The sequence below is a fragment of the Aeromicrobium tamlense genome (assembly GCF_013408555.1).
GTDB lineage: Bacteria > Actinomycetota > Actinomycetes > Propionibacteriales > Nocardioidaceae > Aeromicrobium > Aeromicrobium tamlense.
Window position 1 is genome coordinate 2,123,898 of record NZ_JACBZN010000001.1, and the last position, 17,110, is coordinate 2,141,007.

A 17,110-nucleotide genomic window follows, 5' to 3' on the forward strand; every position below is an offset into this window, starting at 1 on the left:
GCAGGATAGGTGGGCGCGGACGGCCTGTCCGGCGCTTCGGCAGACGCCTGCGATCAGGCGCGCGCCTCGACCCGGCTCCACCCGTCGGCGGTGCGCTCGACGGTGAGCTGCGCGGGCAGGCGCTCCTTCATCGTCTCGACGTGGCTGATGAGCCCGATCGTGCGGCCGTTCTGACGCAGCCCGTCGAGGGTCTGCATCGCGACCTCGAGCGTCTCGGCGTCGAGCGAGCCGAAGCCCTCGTCGATGAACAGGGTGTCCAGCGTGATGCCTCCGGCACGGTTGGTGACGACCTCGGCCAGGCCCAGCGCGAGCGCCAGCGACGCGAGGAACTTCTCGCCGCCCGAGAGCGACTCGGGGCTGCGGGTGACGCCCGTGTACTCGTCGCGGACCCGGACCTCGAGTCCGGAGTTCGAGCCACGGGTGGCGGTGACGTCGCTGCGCTCGAGTGCATAGCGGCCGCTGGACATCGCGTGCAGGCGCAGGTTGGCCGCGACGACGATCTGCTCGAGCTCGGCGGCCAGGACGTAGCTCTCGAGGCGCATCCGCCGCGTGTTGGGCGACTCACCGTGCACCGACCGGGCCAGCCGGTCGAGGACCGCGAACTCCGCACGGGCCTGCGCGTGCGTGGCCCACGCGCTTCGGATCGTGGTGGCGAGCCGGTGCGCCGTGACGGCGCTGGTCTCGACCGAGCCGTAGCGGATCGTGGCGGCCTCGCAGGTCTCGCGCGCCTGCGCGTGCACCGCCTGCGGGCCCTGGATGTCGACCGGCTCGGCGGGCAGGTCCTGCAGCTCGGGAGCGGCGAGGGCGGTCTGGCTGGCCACCCGCAGCGCCTCGTGCTTCTCGATGCGTCGGCTGAGGTCGGCGATCGCGGCCGCGTCGAGGCGCGCCTGGGCGAACTCGCCCTCGTCGGCGAAGCCGTTCTGGTCGAGCGTGGCGGCGAGGGTCTCGCCGCATTCCCGGAGGCGCTCGCGCGCACCCTCGTCGGCGGCGCGGGCCTCGACGAGACGGCTCGTGGCCTCGAGGTGGCCGGTGACGACGGCGATGCGCTCCACGACCGAGCCGGAGTCGCCACGGACCCGGGCGACCGTGGCGGCCAGGGCGTCGGCCTGCTGCTCGGTGGTGGCGGCGCGCTGCTGGACCGCCGCCCGCTGCACCCCGAGATCGGCCAGCGCTGCGGCGATGCGCTCCTTGGCGGCTCGCGAGTCGACGCGCTCCTGCTCGGCCTGCTGGGCCCGGGCCAGCGCGTCCTCGGCCTCGCGCACCGCGGCGGTGAGCTCGTCGAGGGGACGGACCTCGGCCCAGCCCTGCACCGTGGCCCGGAGCGCCGCCGCCTGCTCGCCCGCGCGACGGGCCGCGTGGTCGGCGCGGTCGAACGCCTGCCGCGCCTCGTCGAGCGCCTCCTCGGTGACGTGCCCGTCGGCCAGGACGGCCGGCGCCGGGTGCTCGGCCGAGCCGCAGACCGCACACGGCTCACCCGTGACGAGCGCCTGGGCCAGGGTGCCGGCGTACTCGGCGAGGCGACGCTCGTTGAGCGAGTCCAGGACCGTGGAGGCCGCCGTGCGGGCCTTGCCGCGCTGCAGCTCCTCGACCTGCGCCGCGGCGAGCTCTCGCTCGGCGGCGGCGCGCTTGCGGGCGAGGGCGAGGGCGTCGCGCAGCCGCTCGAGGGCGGACCCCGCCTGCTCGGCCGAGACGTCGACCTCGCGCTCGAGGACCGCGTCGTGGTGGAGGGCCTGGGCCGCGAGGTCGTCGGCCCGCCGCCCGAGGTCGTCGAGCTGCTCGGACAGGGTGCCCGCGAGGGCCCGCAGGCGCTCCAGCTCCTGCTCGTCGGCGAGGCGGGCCGTGAGCACCGCGAGGTCGGACGTGAGCCGGTCGCGGTGCTGGACGAGGTCGGTCGGCGGCGGACCGTCGACGACCTCCTCGAATCCCGCCAGCGCCGCGGCGAGCCCGGCCGCGGCCTCCTCGGCACGGGCCGCGGCGACGACCCGGGCCCGGTGCGCCACCTCGACCGACTGGGCGGCCACGGCGAGGTCGCGACGGACACGGTCGGCCGCGATCGCCGGCGCCTGCTGCACCACGAGGGTCATCGCCTCGGTGGCACGGGCGAAGCGGCGCTGGCGCTCGGCCAGCTCGGTGGCCTGCTGCAGCAGCTCGGCGGCGGCCTCGACCTCCTTGGTGGCCTGGTCGAGGTCGCCCCTGGCGAGCTCGACGTCGGCGTCGTGCGTCTCGAGGACCTGGGCGATCCACGCCTCGTCGACCTCCTCGGGCACGTCCCGTCCCGCGTGCTGGGCCAGGGCGGAGATCGTGGCGGCGGTGCCGGACTCGGCCTCGCGCAGGGACTGGCGCAGGGCGCCGGCGCGGCGCTGCAGCTCGACGTCGTAGTCGCTGAAGCGCTCGCTGCGGAACAGGGTGCGCAGCAGCTTCTGGCGGTCCTCGCTGGAGGCGACGAGGAAGCGCTGGAAGTCGCCCTGCGCGAGCAGGACGACCTGGAGGAACTGGTCGCAGCGCAGCGGCAGGATCTCGTGCAGCTCCTCGCCGACGGTGCGAGGCTGGGCCGCGATCCCGACCCACTGGTCGCCCTGGCGCACCGACAGCTCGGCGGTGGCCTTCTCGCGGGTCATGCCGGTGCCGCGCACCTTCGGCCGCGCGTACTCGGGCGTGCGGACGACGCGGTAGGTGCGACCGGCCGCACTGAAGACGAGCTCGACCCGCGTGGGCTCGTCGGGCGTGCAGTGCGTGCTGCGCACCTGCTTGCCGCCGCCGGTGGCGTAGCGCGGGGCCGAGTCGTAGAGGGCGTAGACGACCGCGTCGAGGATGCTGGACTTGCCCGCGCCCGTGCGGCCGGTGATGAGGAAGATGCCGTGGGCGGCGAACGTGTCGAGGTCGACGGTCTGCGTCTGACGGAACGGGCCGAACCCCGTCATCGAGATCTGGTGGATCCTCATCGCGCCGCCTCGGTGCCGGCGACGTGGCCGACGAGGTCGTCGAGGATCGCGGCCTCGGCCTCGGTGGGACCCTCTCCCCCACGCACGAACGACAGGAACTCGGCCATGACCTGCTGGTCGGTGAGCGTGGCGAGCCGACGGGGATCCGTGGGCGCCACGGAGTCGTCGACCCGGCTGGGGCGGAACTCCAGCAGGGCGCAGTGCGGGAAGCGACGCTGCAGCCGGCGCATGGGGTCGTCGGGACGCGCGTCGTCGGTGAGGATGGCGCGGACCCACGACGACTCGTGCGCCGCGTGCGCGGCGTCGGTGAGCAGCTCGTCGAGGGTGCCGGTGAGGGTGGCGAGCGGCCGCGGGACCGGCAGGTCGAGCCAGTCCACGGCGCCGAGGCCGGCGGCGTCGAGGGTGACGAGCCACGCGCCGCGCGGCTTGTCCTGCTCGGAGAACGACAGGTGCAGCGGCGCGCCGCTGTAGCGGACGTGGGGCGCGAGCGTGTGGCGACCGTGGATGTGGCCGAGCGCCGCGTAGGTGACGCCGTCGAACGTGGGCACGGGCACGCGGTCGAGGCCGCCGGCGGTGATGCCGCGCTCGGACTCGCACGACTCGCCCTCGGCGCCGGAGACGAAGGTGTGCGCCAGCACGACCGAGCGACCGCCGCGCTCGGCGAGGTCGGCCCGGATGTTGTCGAGCGCGAACCCGATCGCGTCGGCCTGGTGCGCGAGGCGCTGGTCGGGCCACACGTGGCGGATCAGCGCGGGCTCGAGGTAGGCGATGCCGTAGAAGTGCACGGACCCGTGCTCGTCCTCGAGCGTGACGGGGGTGGCGTGGTCCTCGGGCCGGGTGACGACGTGGACGCCGGACTCGCGCGCGAAGGCGGCCTTGGCGCCCAGTCGCGCCGGCGAGTCGTGGTTGCCCGACGTGACGACCACCGCGGCGCCCGTGCGACGCAGGGCGATCAGCACGCGGTCGAGCTCCTCGACCGCGGCGGCCGACGGGGTGGACGAGTCGAAGACGTCGCCCGCCACGACCACGACGTCGACCGCATGGTCGCGCACGGCCTCCACGAGCGCGTCGAGCACCGAGGCGAGGGCCTCGGCGGTCGAGTGCTGGTGGAACGTCCGGCCGATGTGCCAGTCGGACGTGTGGAGGATCTTCACGTCTTCGACGCTAGCCAGCGGCTCGGACAATTCGGTGCACCGCACCGGGCGGGTCGCCGCGGCGTCGGCCACATCCGCCTCCCGCTAGGGTTCAGGCCATGGCGATCGTCCTGCTGGTCCGGCACGGTCGGTCCACCGCGAACACGTCCGGCACCCTCGCGGGCCGGCTCCCCGACATCCACCTCGACGACCTCGGGCGCGAGCAGGTCGAGACCACCGGCGCCCGTCTCGCGGACGTCCCGGTGGCCGACGTGGTCACCAGCCCCCTCGAGCGCTGCCGCGAGACCGCCGCCGCGATCGCCGGACGCCACGGCATCGAGCCCACCGTCGACGAGGCGATCACCGAGTGCGGCTACGGCGACTGGCAGGGCCGGGCCCTGAAGGAGCTCGCCGCCGAGGACCTGTGGAAGACCGTCCAGCTCCACCCCGCGGCCGCGGCCTTCCCGGGCGGCGAGTCGCTCGCGGCCATGCAGGCACGCGGCGTCGCGGCCGTCCGCGGCCATGACGCACGGGTCGCGGCCGAGCACGGCGACGAGGCCGTGTGGGTCGCGGTCTCGCACGGCGACGTCATCAAGGCGGTCCTGGCCGATGCGCTCGGCATGCACCTCGACCTCTTCCAGCGCCTGCACGTGGACCCGGCCTCCGTGTCGATCGTCCGCTACGGGTCGCGCCGGCCCGACGTCGTCGCGGTCAACACCTCGGCCGGCGACCTGTCGTGGCTCAAGGCCGCCGAGCCCTCCGCCGACGCTGCGGTGGGCGGCGGCGCGGGTCCTCGTGCCTGATCGCATGAGCCGTGTCACGTCCACGCGCCCAGCGGCGTGCGGCACGGGCTCCTAGCATGGGTGCCATGGCGCAACGGGTGCACGAGTTCGACTGGCCGGACCGTCTGGTGATCGGCACGGTCGGCCGTCCCGGCGAGCGCTCGTTCTACCTCCAGGCGCGCACGGGTGAGCACCTCGTCAGCGCTCTCATGGAGAAGGAGCAGTCGGCCACCCTCGCCGAGAAGCTGGACGAGGTCCTCGACGAGCTCATGGCCCAGGACGGCAACCCGTTCAGCGTGCCGGCCGAGGCCCCCGAGGGACTCGACGACGACGGTCCGCTGGACTCCCCCGTCGTCGAGCAGTTCCGGGTCGGGATCCTCTCGCTGGGCTTCGACCCCACCACGGCGCAGGTCGTGATCGAGGCGTTCCCGCTCGTCGAGGACTCCCCCGAGTCGCTGCTCGAGCCCGAGCCCGAGGGACCGTCGGAGGTGCTGCACGTCCGCATCCCCGTGGGCGCCGCCCGCTCGTTCTGCAAGCGCACCCGCGCGGTCGTCGAGGCCGGCCGTCCCTTGTGCCCGCTGTGCTTCGAGCCGATCGACGGCGACGTCCACGTGTGCGGCGCCACGGACGACTCCTGGTGAGCCTCGAGGGCGACCTCGAGCTCGAGGGTCGCATCCTGCCCGCGTCCAACGCCACCTTCGTCGGCCGGATCGACGGCGTCCGGGTGGTCTACAAGCCCGTCGCCGGCGAGCGGCCGCTGTGGGACTTCCCCGACGTCGTCCTCGCGAAGCGCGAGGTCGCGTCGCGCCTGGTGTCGGAGGCCACCGGCTGGGACGTCGTCCCGCCCACGTGGTGGGGCGAGGGTCCCCACGGGCCCGGGATGCTGCAGGTCTGGCAGGACGCCGATCCCGAGGCCGAGGCCGTCACGCTGGTGCCGGCGGACGACCTCCCCGACGGCTGGTGCCACGTCCTCGACGGCCTCGACGCCGAGGACCGGCCCGTCTCGCTCGTCCACGAGGACTCCGCCGGCCTGCGCCGCATGGCGGTGTTCGACGCGATGGTCAACAACGCCGACCGCAAGGGCGGGCACGTGCTGGCGATGACCGGCGGCCACCGGCACGGCGTGGACCACGGCCTGACCTTCCACGAGGAGCCGAAGCTGCGCACCGTGCTGTGGGGCTGGCTCGGACAGGCGCTCTCCGAGGACGAGCTCGCCGGCGTGCGTCGAGTCTGCGACGGCCTCGACGCCGAGCTCGGCACCACGCTCGCGGAGTGGCTCGGCGAGCCTGAGCTGGCGGCCCTGCGCCGTCGCTGCGACCGCTTGCTGGCCGAGGGCGTCTTTCCCTCACCCGAGGGCGACATGCCCGCCGTGCCCTGGCCGCCCTTCTGAGCCCGTCCTCTGCGACTGAACGAGGTTTCCTGTCACTTCACGTGGTTCGCAAACCTCGTGAAGTGACAGTTTCCCCGGTTAACCGGGGAAACCGTCACCGCGACGAGGAGCGGCCGCCCCGGGGCTCCGGGCGGCCGCTCGTGTCGGGTCGATCAGATGCTGGCCAGCTCGGCGTCGCGGGTCTTCGAGTGACGCAGACCCAGGGCGGCGAGGACCGCGAGGACCACGGCTCCGGCGAAGGAGGCGATGGCCGTCAGCCCGGCGATCAGGCCCATGGTGCCGAAGGCGTAGGCGTTCAGGAGCATCCCGCGCAGGGTGTTGCCCATGAAGAGCGACTGCCGCAGCGCGGCGACCTGCTGGCCGGCCTCGGAGGCCTTCTCCTGGTCGGACAGGGCCATGAACTCACCGCTGACCTCCTCGTACGTGCGGTTGCCGCTGGAGGCGTTCATGTGGGCGAGGATGTAGTGGTCGGCGAAGGCGCGGGCCTCGGCACCGGTGTCGAGCGGGCTGCCGGCGAAGGGCTCGAGCGCCTCGCGGTCCGCGTCCGACAGGCTCGTCAGCGCGTCGCCCTCGGGCATCGTGATCCGCTGCGCCACCAGCTGCGACTGCACCTGGTCGTCGATGAAGAAGTGTGCCCAGGAGGCCAGGCCGCCCACGACCACCAGCAGTCCTGCCAGGGCCAGTCCGGTCCACGAGATGAGCTTGTCGAATGCCGAGCGGCGCATGATCTGTTCCTCCTGTGCGATGACTCCGCGTCGTTGCGTCGTCATCACTGACGCTACGGAGCGCCGCGGGTCCCGGGATGAGGCGAAGTGACCCACTTTCCCGGGCCCTTGGTCCCGGGTGCGTAGGGACCCCGGGACGCGACGACGCCCGGCCCCCAGGAGGGACCGGGCGTCGCGGGGACCTGCGTCGATCAGGACAGCGTCTCGAACGCCGGAAGGTTGCGCTTCATGACCTTGCCGGTGGGGTTGCGCGGCAGCTCGTCGAGGAACATCACCGCACGCGGCACGGCGAACCGGGCGACGTGCTGCTTGGCGTAGTCGACGACCTCGTCCTGCGAGAGCTCCTCGCCCTCGCGGACGACGACGTAGGCGGCCAGGCACTGGCCCCACTGCGGGTCGGGGATGCCGGTGACGACGACGTCCTGGACCTTCGGGTGCTCGATGAGGGCGTCCTCCAGCTCGCGCGGGAAGACGTTCTCGCCGCCGGAGATGACCATGTCGTCGTCACGGCCGGCGACGAACAGGCGGCCCGCCTCGTCGAAGTAGCCGAGGTCGCCCGAGTGCATGAGGCCGTCGCGAAAGTCCTTCGTGCGGCCGTCGGTGTACCCGGCGAACATCATCGAGTTGCCGACGTGGATCACGCCGGTCTCGCCCTGCGGGACCTCGTGGCCGTTCTCGTCGAGCACCTTGACCACGGTGTGCCACGGCACGCGGCCCGCGGTGCCCGGCGCGTCGCGCAGGTCCTTCGGGCCGGCGATCGTGACCCAGCCGGTCTCGGTGGCGCCGTAGAAGTTGTAGACCGAGTCGGTGAACGTGTCCATGAAGTGCGTGGCCAGCTCGCCGGCCAGGGCCGAGCCGCTGGACGCGGTGATCTTGAGGCTGGAGACGTCGTGGTTCTTGATGACCTCGGGATCGGCGTCGACGAGGCGCTGCATCATGAGCGGCACCACGACGAGGACCTCGGCCTTGTACTTCGCGATGTCCCGGATGACCTGCTCGGGCACGAAGCGGCGACGCAGGACGTAGGTGGGGACGGTCGAGAGGCCGAAGCCGAAGTTCAGCAGGCCCCACGAGTGGAACAGCGGCGCCGCGACGACCACGGTGGAGTTGCCCTCGTACGGGATCGCGCCGAAGTAGGTGAGCAGGGGCTCGAGGTTCTCGGGCTCCTTGCGCTTCGCGCCCTTGGGCAGGCCGGTGGTGCCCGACGTGAAGATGACGATGCTGCCCGGCTTGGCCGGCTTCGGGTGGTCGGCCGGCGACAGGCCCTTGGCCAGGCTGCCCAGCGTGGGCAGGCCGTGGGTCTCGTCGTCCTCCCACGCCACGACGATCGACTCGCGGTCGATGTCGGCGGCGACGGGCAGGAACTCCTGGTCGAGGATGACCATCTTGGCGCCCTCGCGCTTGACCAGCTCGGTGAGCTGGCCGCCGCTGGCCATCGTGTTGAGCAGCAGCATGCGGCCGCCGAACTGCGAGATCGCGACCATGGCGATCACCATGTGGCGGTGGTTGCGGCACAGCACCGCGATCGGGTCGCCGGGGACGAAGCCCTTGTCCTTGAACGCCTGCGTCAGGCGGTTGATGGCGTCGCTCGTCTCGCGCCACGTCAGCTGGCCGGCGTCGTCGATGATCGCGACCTGCTGGGGCTTGCGGGCAGCCGCGGCGCCGACGGCGGACGGGAATCCGGGACCCCACGAGGCGAGCTTCTTGCCTGCCTTCACCAACCGGACGGGGTTCTGGGCCTTGAGCAGCCCGATTCGCCGCAGCACCTTCAACTTGTAACCGAGGTCGCCCATCTTCTCTCCGCATCCTGTGTGTACCGGCAGGTAATGTGACGAAGGTTACCAGCGGGTCACTTGATCGCGTCAGGGACTTGTCCAAGATGCGGCGGGTTCGTCCTCGAATCGCAGGACGGATTCGTGACCGGTGTAACTCCGGGTGACCCCGCCGGTGGCGAAAGTCACTCGAATCCCAGCGGTTTCCAGATACCTCGGGAATGTCGCCGAAAGCCTCGCCCCGGCGTCCGGCCGCGCGCAGGATGGGTCGGGTGGGACGCGTGGCGCGTCCCGGGAACGAGGTCGACGTGACGCACCGGGTGGCAGTCGTGACGGGCGGGGCGAGCGAGACGGGGCTGGCCGCCGCACGCCTGCTGGCGCGCGACCACCACGTCGTCCTCAGCGACGCACGCGGCGAGCGGCTGGTGCGCGCCCTGGACCGTCTGGACTCCCCGGGGTCTCGGCCGAGTCGATCGTGGCCGACGTCACCGACCTGCGCTCGGTGGAGGCGCTGATGCTGGCGGCCCGCGAGGCGGGGCCCGTCGTCTCGGTCGTCCACGCGGGCGGCACCACCGACTCGGCCGACTCACCCGAGGCCATCGTGCGCGCCCGCGTCCTGGGCACGATCAACGTCACGGCCGCCACCCTCGCGGTGGCCGGGCTGGGCACCACCCTCGTCCACGCCTCGTCCGCCGCCGCGACGGCGCTGCCCGTGCTGCCGCGCTGGGTCTTCCGGCTCGCACCGGCCGACCCGGAGGGCCTCGTCGCGACCCTCACGCGCCTGGCCACCCTGTGCCCGGCGCGGCGCGCTCCCGCCGCGGCCCACGCCATCAGCACCAGCTTCCTGCTCGGCTACACCGCCCGGATGGGCGAGGTCTTCGACTCGTGCGGCGCCCGGCTGCGCTCGACCCCCGCCGAGTCGGTGGTCGAGCTGTGCCGCCACGACCTCGTCCCGGCCGCCTGAGCCAGCCGCCGCGAGCGTTCTGGCGCGGCTCCCCTCCCCACTTTCGGAACGCGTCGCACCGTTTCGCGGACGGAAACGGTTCAACGCGTTCCAAGAGTGGAAGAGGGGGTCAGCCGCGCTTCTTGAGGTCGCGCCCGATGACGAGGCGCTGGATCTGGTTGGTGCCCTCGAAGATCTGCATGACCTTGGTCTCGCGCATGTAGCGCTCGACCGGGAAGTCCTTCGTGTAGCCCGCGCCGCCGAGCACCTGGACGGCGTCGGTGGTGACCTTCATGGCGTTGTCGGTCGCGACGAGCTTGGCGATCGAGGCCTGCCGCGAGAACGGGCGGCCGAGGTCGCGCAGACGCGCGGCGGCGAGGTACGTGGCGCGGGCGCTCTCGACGGCCGCGGCCATGTCGGCCAGCAGGAACGTCAGACCCTGGTGGTCGATGATCGGCACGCCGAACGCCTCGCGCTCCCTGGCGTAGGCGACCGCCGCGTCGAGGGCGCCTTGGGCGACGCCCGTGGCGACCGCGGCGATGCCGAGCCGACCGGAGTCCAGTCCGGCCAGCGCGATCGCGAGGCCCTGGCCCTCGTCGCCGAGCCGGCGCTCGACCGGCACCCGCACGTCGTCGAACAGCATGGTGGCCGTCGTCGAGCCCATCAGGCCCATCTTGTCCTCGGGCACGTCCGCCGCGAGTCCCTCGGCGTCGGCGGGCACGAGGAAGCACGTGATGCCGGCTTCGGCGCGCGCCATCACCTTGTAGTAGTCGGCCTGGCCGCCGTGCGTGGTCCACGCCTTCGCGCCACGCATCACGTAGTCGTCGCCGTCACGCTTCGCGGTGGTGCGCATCGCGGCGGGGTCGGAGCCCGCGTGCGCCTCGGACAGGCAGTACGCGCCCAGCAGCTCGCCGCCGAGCATGTCGGGCAGCCACCGCTGCTTCTGCTCGGGCGTGCCCGCGTGGTCGAGGCCGAAGCAGCTCAGCGCGTGCACGCTCGTGCCGACGCCGACGCTGGCCCACGCCGTGGCGATCTCCTCGACCACCTGCAGGTAGACCTCGTACGGCTGGCCGCCGCCGCCGAGCTCCTCCGCGTACGGCAGCCCCAGCAGCCCGGCCCGACCGAGCGTGCGGAACACGTCGCGCGGGAACGTCGCCGAGCGCTCGTCGGCGTCCACGCGCGGGCGCAGCTGGTCGTCGACGATCTGGCGGGTCAGGGCGATCAGGTCGCTCGCCTCGTCGCTGGGCATCACGCGCTCCACGGCCACGGTGGGTCCTCCTCGGTGTGTCGGCACCTCCAGCATGGACCACCGCCGGAATGGTTGGATCAGGACATGGAGATCACTGGAGCATCAGCCATCGTCACCGGAGGCGCCTCGGGAATCGGCGCCGCCGTCGTCCGCCAGCTCGCCGCGAAGGGCGCGCGCGTGGTCGTCGCGGACCTCAACGACGACGCGGGCCGCGCGCTCGCCGACGAGGTCGGCGGCGTGTTCATCCACGTCGACGTCACCGACACCTCGCAGATCGAGACGGCGGTCGCCGCCGCCGAGGAGCTCGCGTCGCTGCGCGTGCTGGTGAACTCGGCCGGCATCGGCTGGGCCCAGCGCACGGTGGGCCGCGACGGCTCGTTCGAGTCGGCGCACGACCTCGACGCCTACAAGAAGGTCATCGCCATCAACCTGATCGGCACCTTCGACGCCATCCGTCTCGCCGCCACCGCGATCGGTCGCACCGAGCCGCTGGAGTCCGGCGAGCGCGGCGCGATCTGCAACCTCGCGTCCGTCGCGGCGTTCGACGGCCAGATCGGCCAGGCGGCGTACTCCTCGTCGAAGGGCGGCGTCGTCGGCATGACCCTGCCCGTCGCGCGCGACCTCGCGGCGATCGGCGTGCGCGTCAACACCGTGGCCCCCGGCCTGATCGACACCCCCATCTACGGCGAGGGCGAGGCGGCCGAGCAGTTCAAGGCCAAGCTCGGCGAGTCGGTCAACTTCCCCAAGCGCCTCGGCCACCCCGAGGAGCTGGCGAGCATGGTCGTCGAGTGCGTCACGAACTCGTACATGAACGGCGAGACGGTCCGCGTCGACGGCGCGATCCGGATGCCTCCGAAGTAGGTCGTCCCGGGAGGCGAGCACGCGGGGGCCCCGGCAGGATGGACCCATGCGTGCTCTCCTTCTCATCGACCTCCAGGAGGACTTCCTCGACCCGCCGCCGCTGGCCGAGCAGCGCTCGGACCTGGTCCGCGCGGTGCAGCGCTGGGCGGACTGGGCCCGCGACCACGACGTGCCCGTGATCGAGGCGCGCACGGTGCTGCCGGAGGACAAGTCGACGTGGGCGCTCAACATGCGCGAGGACGACCAGCCGGTGGTGCTCGAGGGCACGCAGGGCGCCGAGACGCTCACCGAGCTGGACCTGCGGCCCGACGTCGAGATCGTCAAGCGACGCGACGACGCGTTCCACGGCACCGACCTGCTCGAGCGGCTGCGCGCCCTCGACGTGGACGAGCTGATCGTGGGCGGCGTGGTCACCGAGGCGTGCCTCGCGATGACCGCCGCCACCGCCTACGCCCACGACCTGCGCGTGCTGATCGCCGAGGGCGCCGTGACGTCAGCCGATCGCGACGCCCACGACGCGGCGCTGAAGTGGCTGCGCGAGCAGTACCGCCAGGACGTCGTCTCCCCCGAGGACCTCGACGACTGAATCAGCCGACCGCTGAGGAGCGGTGAGAGGTCAACCCTTCCCGCCGAGCGGCGGTGAGTCACCAACCGAATCAGGCTGCCATGGGGTTGACGACTCACCGCTCTGCCAGCCAAGCCGCGGCGCCAGGTCGGGCGGCGCGAGCGGCCGTCGAGCGCCGGGTGTCACGGATCGGTCGCGGCCGGTGTCTTGATGTCGGACGACCTCGCCGAGGTCCGATGAAGGAGACACCATGCCCAGCACGTTCCGCATCCCCGCCGCCCCGATGGACTCCCCCGCCGCGCGCGTCGTGAGCGCCGCAGCGCGCCGGATGTACGGCCGCGTGCCCGACCTCGTGCCCGTGCTGTGGAACCACCGCAAGGTGCTGCGCGCAGTGCTGGCGTGGGAGCGCCGCGTCGCGACGTGGGACGCTCTCGACCCGCACCTGAAGTCGTACGCCGTGATGGCCTCGGCCGCGAGCATCGGCTGCAGCTGGTGCCTCGACTTCGGCTACTACCTGGCCCACGACGAGGGCCTCGACGAGCAGAAGGTGCGCGAGGTCCCGCGGTGGCGCGAGTCGGACGCCTTCACCGACCTCGAGCGCGACGTCATGGCCTACGCCGAGGCGATGACCGCGACCCCGCCGACGGTCACCGACGAGCAGGTATCCGGGCTGCGCGCGGCCCTGGGCGAGCAGGCGCTCGTCGAGCTCACGATGATGGTGGCCGTGGAGAACCAGCGCTCGCGCTTCAACCTGGCCGCCGGCCTGGCCAGCCAGGGCTTCAGCGACGTGTGCGAGCTGCCGCTGGCGGACGTGCGGTGACGTCCGTCCTCGACGAGTTCACGGCGCACCGCGCGCTGCTGTTCACGGTCGCCTACGAGATGCTCGGCTCGGCCGCCGACGCCGAGGACGTCGTGCAGGAGACGTGGCTGCGCTGGAGCGCCGAGGACCGCGAGGACGTCCACGACCCGCGCGCCTACCTCGTGCGGATCACGACGCGCCTGGCCCTCAACCGCCTGCGCACGCTGGCGCGTCGGCGCGAGTCGTACGTCGGGCCGTGGCTGCCCGAGCCGCTCGTCACCGCGCCCGACGTCGCCGACGACGTGGCCCTGGCCGACTCGGTCTCCACGGCGATGCTGCTCGTGCTGGAGACCCTCGGCGAGACCGAGCGGGCGGTGTTCGTGCTGCGTGAGGTCTTCGACGTCCCCTACGAGGAGATCGCCGCCGCGGTCAACCGCACGCCCGCCACGGTGCGCCAGATCGCGCGGCGGGCACGGGCGCACGTGGCCGCGCGCCGGCCGCGCGTGCAGGTGACACCGCGCGAGCGCACCGAGGTGGTGGCGCGGTTCCAGCGCGCGATCGCCGAGGGCGACCTCCAGCAGCTGCTGGACGTCATCTCCCCCGACGTGGTGCTGGTGTCCGACGGCGGCGGCAAGGTCAGCGCGGCCCGGCGCCCGATCGTCGGACGCGACAAGGTGCTGCGGTTCCTCGCGGGCGTCATGCCCGACGACGTCGTCGTCGAGGCCGCGTGGATCAACGGCGAGCTGGGCCTCGTCACCCGTCAGGCCGGCGCGATCACCGCGATCGCGACCGCGGTGGTGCAGGACGGGGTCGTCGTCACGATGAACATCGTGCGCAATCCCGACAAGCTCGGGGCGACCGGCCCCGTGCGGCTCAGCCGGAGCTGAGCCGCGGGGGCGGACGGTCAGGCGTCGTCGTCCTCGCCCTCGTCGCCGGGGCCGCCGGTGCCGGGGTCGTCGGGCGTCGGCAGGTCGGGAACCCCCGCGGGGCCCTCGACGCCGGGCACCGTCTCCGTGCCGGCCTCCTGCTCGTTCCCGCCCGGCTCCGAGACGCTCGCGTGCTGCGGGTCCACGGTGAGCTCGTCGGCCAGCTCCGCGGCCTTGCCCTCCGCCTGGTCACCGGTCTTCGGCGTGCTGTCCATGCTGTCCTCCATCGGTGGTGCGGTGCAGCAGCAGGACGGCGCCGCCGTCGAGCTGCCGGCTCTCGGCGATCGTGAGGCCGCGCTCGGCCGCGTCGGACTCGAGATCGCGTCCCTGCCCCTCGTCGCGCAGCTGGAGCAGGCCGACGCCGCCGCGGCACAGGTGCCGGGCGATCACGGTCAGGCACTCGCGCGCGAGGTCGAGTCCGTCGGCGCCCCCGTCGATCGCGGTCAGCGGGTCCTCCGGGAACTGCCCGACGCCGTCCGAGGTCAGGTACGGCGGGTCGGCGATGACCAGGGCGAAGCGCTCGTCGGGCAGCAGCACCTCCGACATCCCGCCGTGACGGATGTCGGAGTCCACGCCCCACGCCCGCGCGTTGCGCGAGGCCCACACGCAGGCGTGCAGGTCGGCGTCGACCTGGACGAGGTGCCTTCCGGTGCCGGCCACGGCGAGCAGGCCGATGTGACCCGCCCCCGCGCAGACCTCGAGCACGGGACCGGCCGGCACGCGGTCGAGCCACTCGCGGGCCCAGGCCGACTGCGCCTCCGTCCAGGGGCGGGGCGTCAGCACCCGCTCGTCGTAGCCGATCGACCGGCCGCCGAACGTGGTCGACCGCGCCTCGGGCTCGGTGGCCTGGAGCATCAGAAGACCGGCTTTCCGCCGGTGACGCCCAGGACGGTCCCCGAGACGTAGCTCGCGTCCGTCTCCGACGCCAGGAACACGAACGCCGGCGCCACCTCGGCGGGCTGGCCCGCGCGACCCAGCGGCGTGTCCGAGCCGAACTGCTCGAGCTTCTCCACGGGCTGCGTCGCGGGCTGCAGCGGCGTCCAGATCGGGCCGGGCGCGACCGCGTTCACGCGGATCCCCCGCGGGCCGAGCTCGGCCGCGAGGTTCACCGTGAGGTTGTTGATCGCGGCCTTCGTGGAGGCGTAGTCCAGCAGGCTCGTCGACGGCTCGTACGCCTGGATCGACGTGTTGTTGATGATGCACGAGCCACGACCCAGGTGCGCCAGCGCGGCGCGGGTGAGCCACAGCAGGGCCAGCACGTTGGTCGTGTAGGTGCGCTCGAGGCGCTCGTCGTCCATCTGCTCCAGGCCCTCGTCGCGCGCCATCTGGTAGCCGGCGTTGTTGACGAGGATGTCGAGGCCCCCGAGGCCGTCGTGGGCGTGGGCGATGACGCGGTCGCACGTGGCGCTGTCGCGCAGGTCGGCTTCGATGGCCAGGCAGGTGCGGCCGGCCTCCTCGACGAGGCGCGACGTCTCGCGGGCGTCCTCGACCTCCTCGGGCATGTAGGTGAACGCGACATCGGCGCCCTCGCGGGCGTACGCGATCGCGACCGCACGACCGATGCCGGAGTCGCCGCCGGTGATGAGGGCCTTGCGGCCCTCCAGCCGGCCGGTGCCGACGTAGCTCTCCTCGCCGTGGTCGGGCACGGGCTCCATCACGTCGGTGCGGCCCGGGGGCTCCTGCTGCTGCGGCGGGAAGCCGCTCTGGTCCTCACTCATGGGACTCTCCTTCGTCGTCGAATCGGGTCCTGATCGCCTGGTGGGTCGCGTCGCACCAGGGCAGCGACGCGGACTTGCCGCACCGGCACACGGCGCTGACGGGTCTCTCGGTGCGGTGGATCTCGCCGTCGGGGGCGCGCACGCCGATGTCCCCGCGGATGAGCAGGGGTCCGTTGGGGCACACGCTCAGATCGACGCGGCGCGACATCAGATCCCCCACTTGTCGAACATCGCCGTGGCGAACCGGCTCTCCTGGTCCAGGCACGTGAAGACGCCGAACGCGACGTCCTCGGCCAGGTGCGGCTCGGCCTCGACCAGCGCGCCGGCGATGAACCGCGCGGCGGTCTGCTCGTGCACGGCGTCGGCCTCGACGTGCTCGTCGTAGTAGGCCGCGATCTCCTCCGGCAGGCCCAGCCGCCGCAGGCCGCGCGCCATCCGGCGCGACGGTCCCGAGCTGGAGGCCTCGAACGCCACGAGGTGGCCCACGGAGGCCCCGCGCAGCCGGCGCTGGAGGCCGAACATCGTCAGGGTCACGTTCATCTCGAGCACCTCGACCGGCACGTCGTCGATCGCTGCGCCCTCGCGGGTGTCGAGGCCGAGGGCGCGCATGCCCTCGGCGAACAGGTGCGCGTGGAGCCGCTCGGGACGACCGCCGCCGTACTCGTCGTACTGGAGCTCGGCCAGCGCCGCGCGCGCCGGACCGGGCAGCCGTGCGACGGTCCACGCGGTCGGGTCGGCCTCCTTGAGGTGGTAGATCGACCGATACCAGAGCAGCTCGCGGACCTGCTCCGCCGTGGCGGAGCGCTGCACGTGCGCGGCCAGCGACGGCCCGTCGTCGTTGCGCACGTACTCGAGCAGGACGTCGGGATCGGCGGACTCGGGCAGGCGACCCACGGCGCGCTCACGCAGTCGCGCCTCCAGGTCGCGCTCGACCTCGTTGCGCACGGCGATGAGCTCCGGCGTCCACTCCGCGTCCTGCACGTCGGCGAAGCCGCGGTGGTGCAGCTCGTGCGCGATCCAGGCCGTCAGCAGCCCGTCCTCCTCGCTCGACGGGCGGACCCGCGGGATCCGGTCCCACGGCATCGCCCCGGTGAGGGCCGCGACGGTCGCGGCACTCAGGTCGCCACGAGGCTGCGGCAGGGTCGACGTGGTCGGCCCACTTCCGGTGATGACGGCTGATGGCATCCGTGGTCCTTTCGATCTGCAACGGGGGGACACGGTGGGGGTACCCCCCGGAGCGCGCCTCATGCGCACCGCGCGCCCATCGTGCCCCGGCGCATGGAACCGCGCGAGTCGGGTACGTGA

The 17,110-nt window shown here is 72.9% G+C and carries 18 protein-coding genes; 8 read left to right on the forward strand and 10 right to left on the reverse strand.

Annotated elements, in window-relative coordinates; translation table 11 throughout:
• Positions 1-53: 53 nt before the first annotated feature.
• Complete coding sequence (locus BJ975_RS10545; RefSeq protein ID WP_179425669.1) at positions 54-2,942, reverse strand: AAA family ATPase; 2,889 nt, start codon at positions 2,940-2,942, stop codon at positions 54-56.
• A complete protein-coding gene (locus BJ975_RS10550) occupies positions 2,939-4,096 on the reverse strand; it encodes an exonuclease SbcCD subunit D (protein ID WP_179425671.1) in 1,158 nt (385 codons plus the stop codon). Before BJ975_RS10550 ends, BJ975_RS10545 begins: the two co-directional genes overlap by 4 nt.
• A 98-nt stretch (positions 4,097-4,194) precedes the next feature.
• Here BJ975_RS10550 and BJ975_RS10555 point away from each other — a divergent pair, with 98 nt between their 5' ends.
• From BJ975_RS10555 to BJ975_RS10565, 3 genes are all read left to right on the forward strand, one after another.
• On the forward strand, positions 4,195-4,878 hold the full coding sequence (locus tag BJ975_RS10555) for a histidine phosphatase family protein (protein WP_179425673.1): 684 nt from the start codon (positions 4,195-4,197) through the stop codon (positions 4,876-4,878).
• Positions 4,879-4,943: 65 nt separating this feature from the next.
• Complete coding sequence (locus BJ975_RS10560) at positions 4,944-5,498, forward strand: DUF3090 domain-containing protein (protein WP_179425675.1); 555 nt, start codon at positions 4,944-4,946, stop codon at positions 5,496-5,498.
• Positions 5,495-6,247 carry an SCO1664 family protein gene (locus BJ975_RS10565; protein WP_317628343.1) on the forward strand — a complete coding sequence of 251 codons (753 nt, stop codon included), beginning with the start codon at positions 5,495-5,497 and terminating at the stop codon, positions 6,245-6,247. The genes BJ975_RS10560 and BJ975_RS10565 overlap by 4 nt, the downstream gene beginning before the upstream one ends.
• Positions 6,248-6,399: 152 nt before the next feature.
• Here the strand turns inward: BJ975_RS10565 and BJ975_RS10570 are convergent, their stop codons facing one another.
• The gene (locus tag BJ975_RS10570; RefSeq protein WP_179425677.1) at positions 6,400-6,972 is read right to left on the reverse strand and encodes a hypothetical protein; all 573 of its coding nucleotides are present in this window, start codon (positions 6,970-6,972) and stop codon (positions 6,400-6,402) included.
• A 191-nt stretch (positions 6,973-7,163) separates the two neighbouring features.
• The gene (locus BJ975_RS10575; protein ID WP_179425679.1) at positions 7,164-8,765 is read right to left on the reverse strand and encodes an AMP-binding protein; all 1,602 of its coding nucleotides are present in this window, start codon (positions 8,763-8,765) and stop codon (positions 7,164-7,166) included.
• A gap of 454 nt (positions 8,766-9,219) precedes the next feature.
• Here BJ975_RS10575 and BJ975_RS10580 point away from each other — a divergent pair, with 454 nt between their 5' ends.
• Complete coding sequence (locus BJ975_RS10580) at positions 9,220-9,708, forward strand: Rossmann-fold NAD(P)-binding domain-containing protein (RefSeq protein ID WP_179425681.1); 489 nt, start codon at positions 9,220-9,222, stop codon at positions 9,706-9,708.
• Positions 9,709-9,817: 109 nt separating this feature from the next.
• Here BJ975_RS10580 and BJ975_RS10585 read toward each other — a convergent pair whose 3' ends face one another.
• Positions 9,818-10,954 (reverse strand): acyl-CoA dehydrogenase family protein, encoded by a 1,137-nt coding sequence (locus tag BJ975_RS10585; protein ID WP_179425683.1) that lies wholly within the window; start codon positions 10,952-10,954, stop codon positions 9,818-9,820.
• A gap of 66 nt (positions 10,955-11,020) precedes the next feature.
• On the opposite strand from BJ975_RS10585, the gene BJ975_RS10590 reads away from it, so the two are divergent.
• The 4 genes from BJ975_RS10590 (at position 11,021) to BJ975_RS10605 (ending at position 14,048) form a co-directional block, all read left to right on the forward strand.
• Entirely contained in the window at positions 11,021-11,797 is a 777-nt protein-coding gene (locus BJ975_RS10590) for an SDR family NAD(P)-dependent oxidoreductase (protein ID WP_179425685.1), read from the forward strand.
• A 46-nt stretch (positions 11,798-11,843) separates the two neighbouring features.
• Positions 11,844-12,383, forward strand: coding sequence for a cysteine hydrolase family protein (locus tag BJ975_RS10595; protein ID WP_179425687.1), 540 nt, complete (start codon positions 11,844-11,846; stop codon positions 12,381-12,383).
• 229 nt (positions 12,384-12,612) lie between these two features.
• The gene (locus BJ975_RS10600) at positions 12,613-13,182 is read left to right on the forward strand and encodes a carboxymuconolactone decarboxylase family protein (RefSeq protein WP_179425689.1); all 570 of its coding nucleotides are present in this window, start codon (positions 12,613-12,615) and stop codon (positions 13,180-13,182) included.
• Positions 13,179-14,048: an RNA polymerase sigma-70 factor gene (locus tag BJ975_RS10605; RefSeq protein ID WP_317628342.1), complete on the forward strand. Its 870-nt coding sequence runs from the start codon at positions 13,179-13,181 to the stop codon at positions 14,046-14,048. The genes BJ975_RS10600 and BJ975_RS10605 overlap by 4 nt, the downstream gene beginning before the upstream one ends.
• A gap of 17 nt (positions 14,049-14,065) precedes the next feature.
• Here BJ975_RS10605 and BJ975_RS10610 read toward each other — a convergent pair whose 3' ends face one another.
• Genes BJ975_RS10610 through BJ975_RS10630 form a run of 5 tightly spaced genes read right to left on the reverse strand, consistent with a single transcriptional unit; the run spans position 14,066 to position 16,990 of the window.
• Positions 14,066-14,302: a hypothetical protein gene (locus BJ975_RS10610; protein WP_179425693.1), complete on the reverse strand. Its 237-nt coding sequence runs from the start codon at positions 14,300-14,302 to the stop codon at positions 14,066-14,068.
• Positions 14,277-14,942, reverse strand: coding sequence for an RsmD family RNA methyltransferase (locus BJ975_RS10615; RefSeq protein ID WP_179425695.1), 666 nt, complete (start codon positions 14,940-14,942; stop codon positions 14,277-14,279). Before BJ975_RS10615 ends, BJ975_RS10610 begins: the two co-directional genes overlap by 26 nt.
• The gene (locus BJ975_RS10620; protein ID WP_179425697.1) at positions 14,942-15,805 is read right to left on the reverse strand and encodes an SDR family oxidoreductase; all 864 of its coding nucleotides are present in this window, start codon (positions 15,803-15,805) and stop codon (positions 14,942-14,944) included. The genes BJ975_RS10615 and BJ975_RS10620 overlap by 1 nt, the downstream gene beginning before the upstream one ends.
• A complete protein-coding gene (locus tag BJ975_RS10625; protein WP_179425699.1) occupies positions 15,798-16,013 on the reverse strand; it encodes a CDGSH iron-sulfur domain-containing protein in 216 nt (71 codons plus the stop codon). Before BJ975_RS10625 ends, BJ975_RS10620 begins: the two co-directional genes overlap by 8 nt.
• The gene (locus tag BJ975_RS10630) at positions 16,013-16,990 is read right to left on the reverse strand and encodes an iron-containing redox enzyme family protein (RefSeq protein WP_223303413.1); all 978 of its coding nucleotides are present in this window, start codon (positions 16,988-16,990) and stop codon (positions 16,013-16,015) included. The genes BJ975_RS10625 and BJ975_RS10630 overlap by 1 nt, the downstream gene beginning before the upstream one ends.
• Positions 16,991-17,110 lie beyond the last annotated feature (120 nt).

Bases quoted from the DNA above. Each gene is read 5' to 3' on its own strand.
- BJ975_RS10545 (WP_179425669.1), bottom strand. From the start codon at position 2,942: ATGAGGATCCACCAGATCTCGATGACGGGGTTCGGCCCGTTCCGTCAG.
- BJ975_RS10555 (WP_179425673.1), top strand. From the start codon at position 4,195: ATGGCGATCGTCCTGCTGGTCCGGCACGGTCGGTCCACCGCGAACACG.
- BJ975_RS10560 (WP_179425675.1), top strand. From the start codon at position 4,944: ATGGCGCAACGGGTGCACGAGTTCGACTGGCCGGACCGTCTGGTGATC.
- BJ975_RS10570 (WP_179425677.1), bottom strand. From the start codon at position 6,972: ATGCGCCGCTCGGCATTCGACAAGCTCATCTCGTGGACCGGACTGGCC.
- BJ975_RS10575 (WP_179425679.1), bottom strand. From the start codon at position 8,765: ATGGGCGACCTCGGTTACAAGTTGAAGGTGCTGCGGCGAATCGGGCTG.
- BJ975_RS10590 (WP_179425685.1), top strand. From the start codon at position 11,021: ATGGAGATCACTGGAGCATCAGCCATCGTCACCGGAGGCGCCTCGGGA.
- BJ975_RS10595 (WP_179425687.1), top strand. From the start codon at position 11,844: ATGCGTGCTCTCCTTCTCATCGACCTCCAGGAGGACTTCCTCGACCCG.
- BJ975_RS10600 (WP_179425689.1), top strand. From the start codon at position 12,613: ATGCCCAGCACGTTCCGCATCCCCGCCGCCCCGATGGACTCCCCCGCC.
- BJ975_RS10610 (WP_179425693.1), bottom strand. From the start codon at position 14,302: ATGGACAGCACGCCGAAGACCGGTGACCAGGCGGAGGGCAAGGCCGCG.
- BJ975_RS10615 (WP_179425695.1), bottom strand. From the start codon at position 14,942: ATGCTCCAGGCCACCGAGCCCGAGGCGCGGTCGACCACGTTCGGCGGC.
- BJ975_RS10620 (WP_179425697.1), bottom strand. From the start codon at position 15,805: ATGAGTGAGGACCAGAGCGGCTTCCCGCCGCAGCAGCAGGAGCCCCCG.
- BJ975_RS10625 (WP_179425699.1), bottom strand. From the start codon at position 16,013: ATGTCGCGCCGCGTCGATCTGAGCGTGTGCCCCAACGGACCCCTGCTC.
- BJ975_RS10630 (WP_223303413.1), bottom strand. From the start codon at position 16,990: ATGCCATCAGCCGTCATCACCGGAAGTGGGCCGACCACGTCGACCCTG.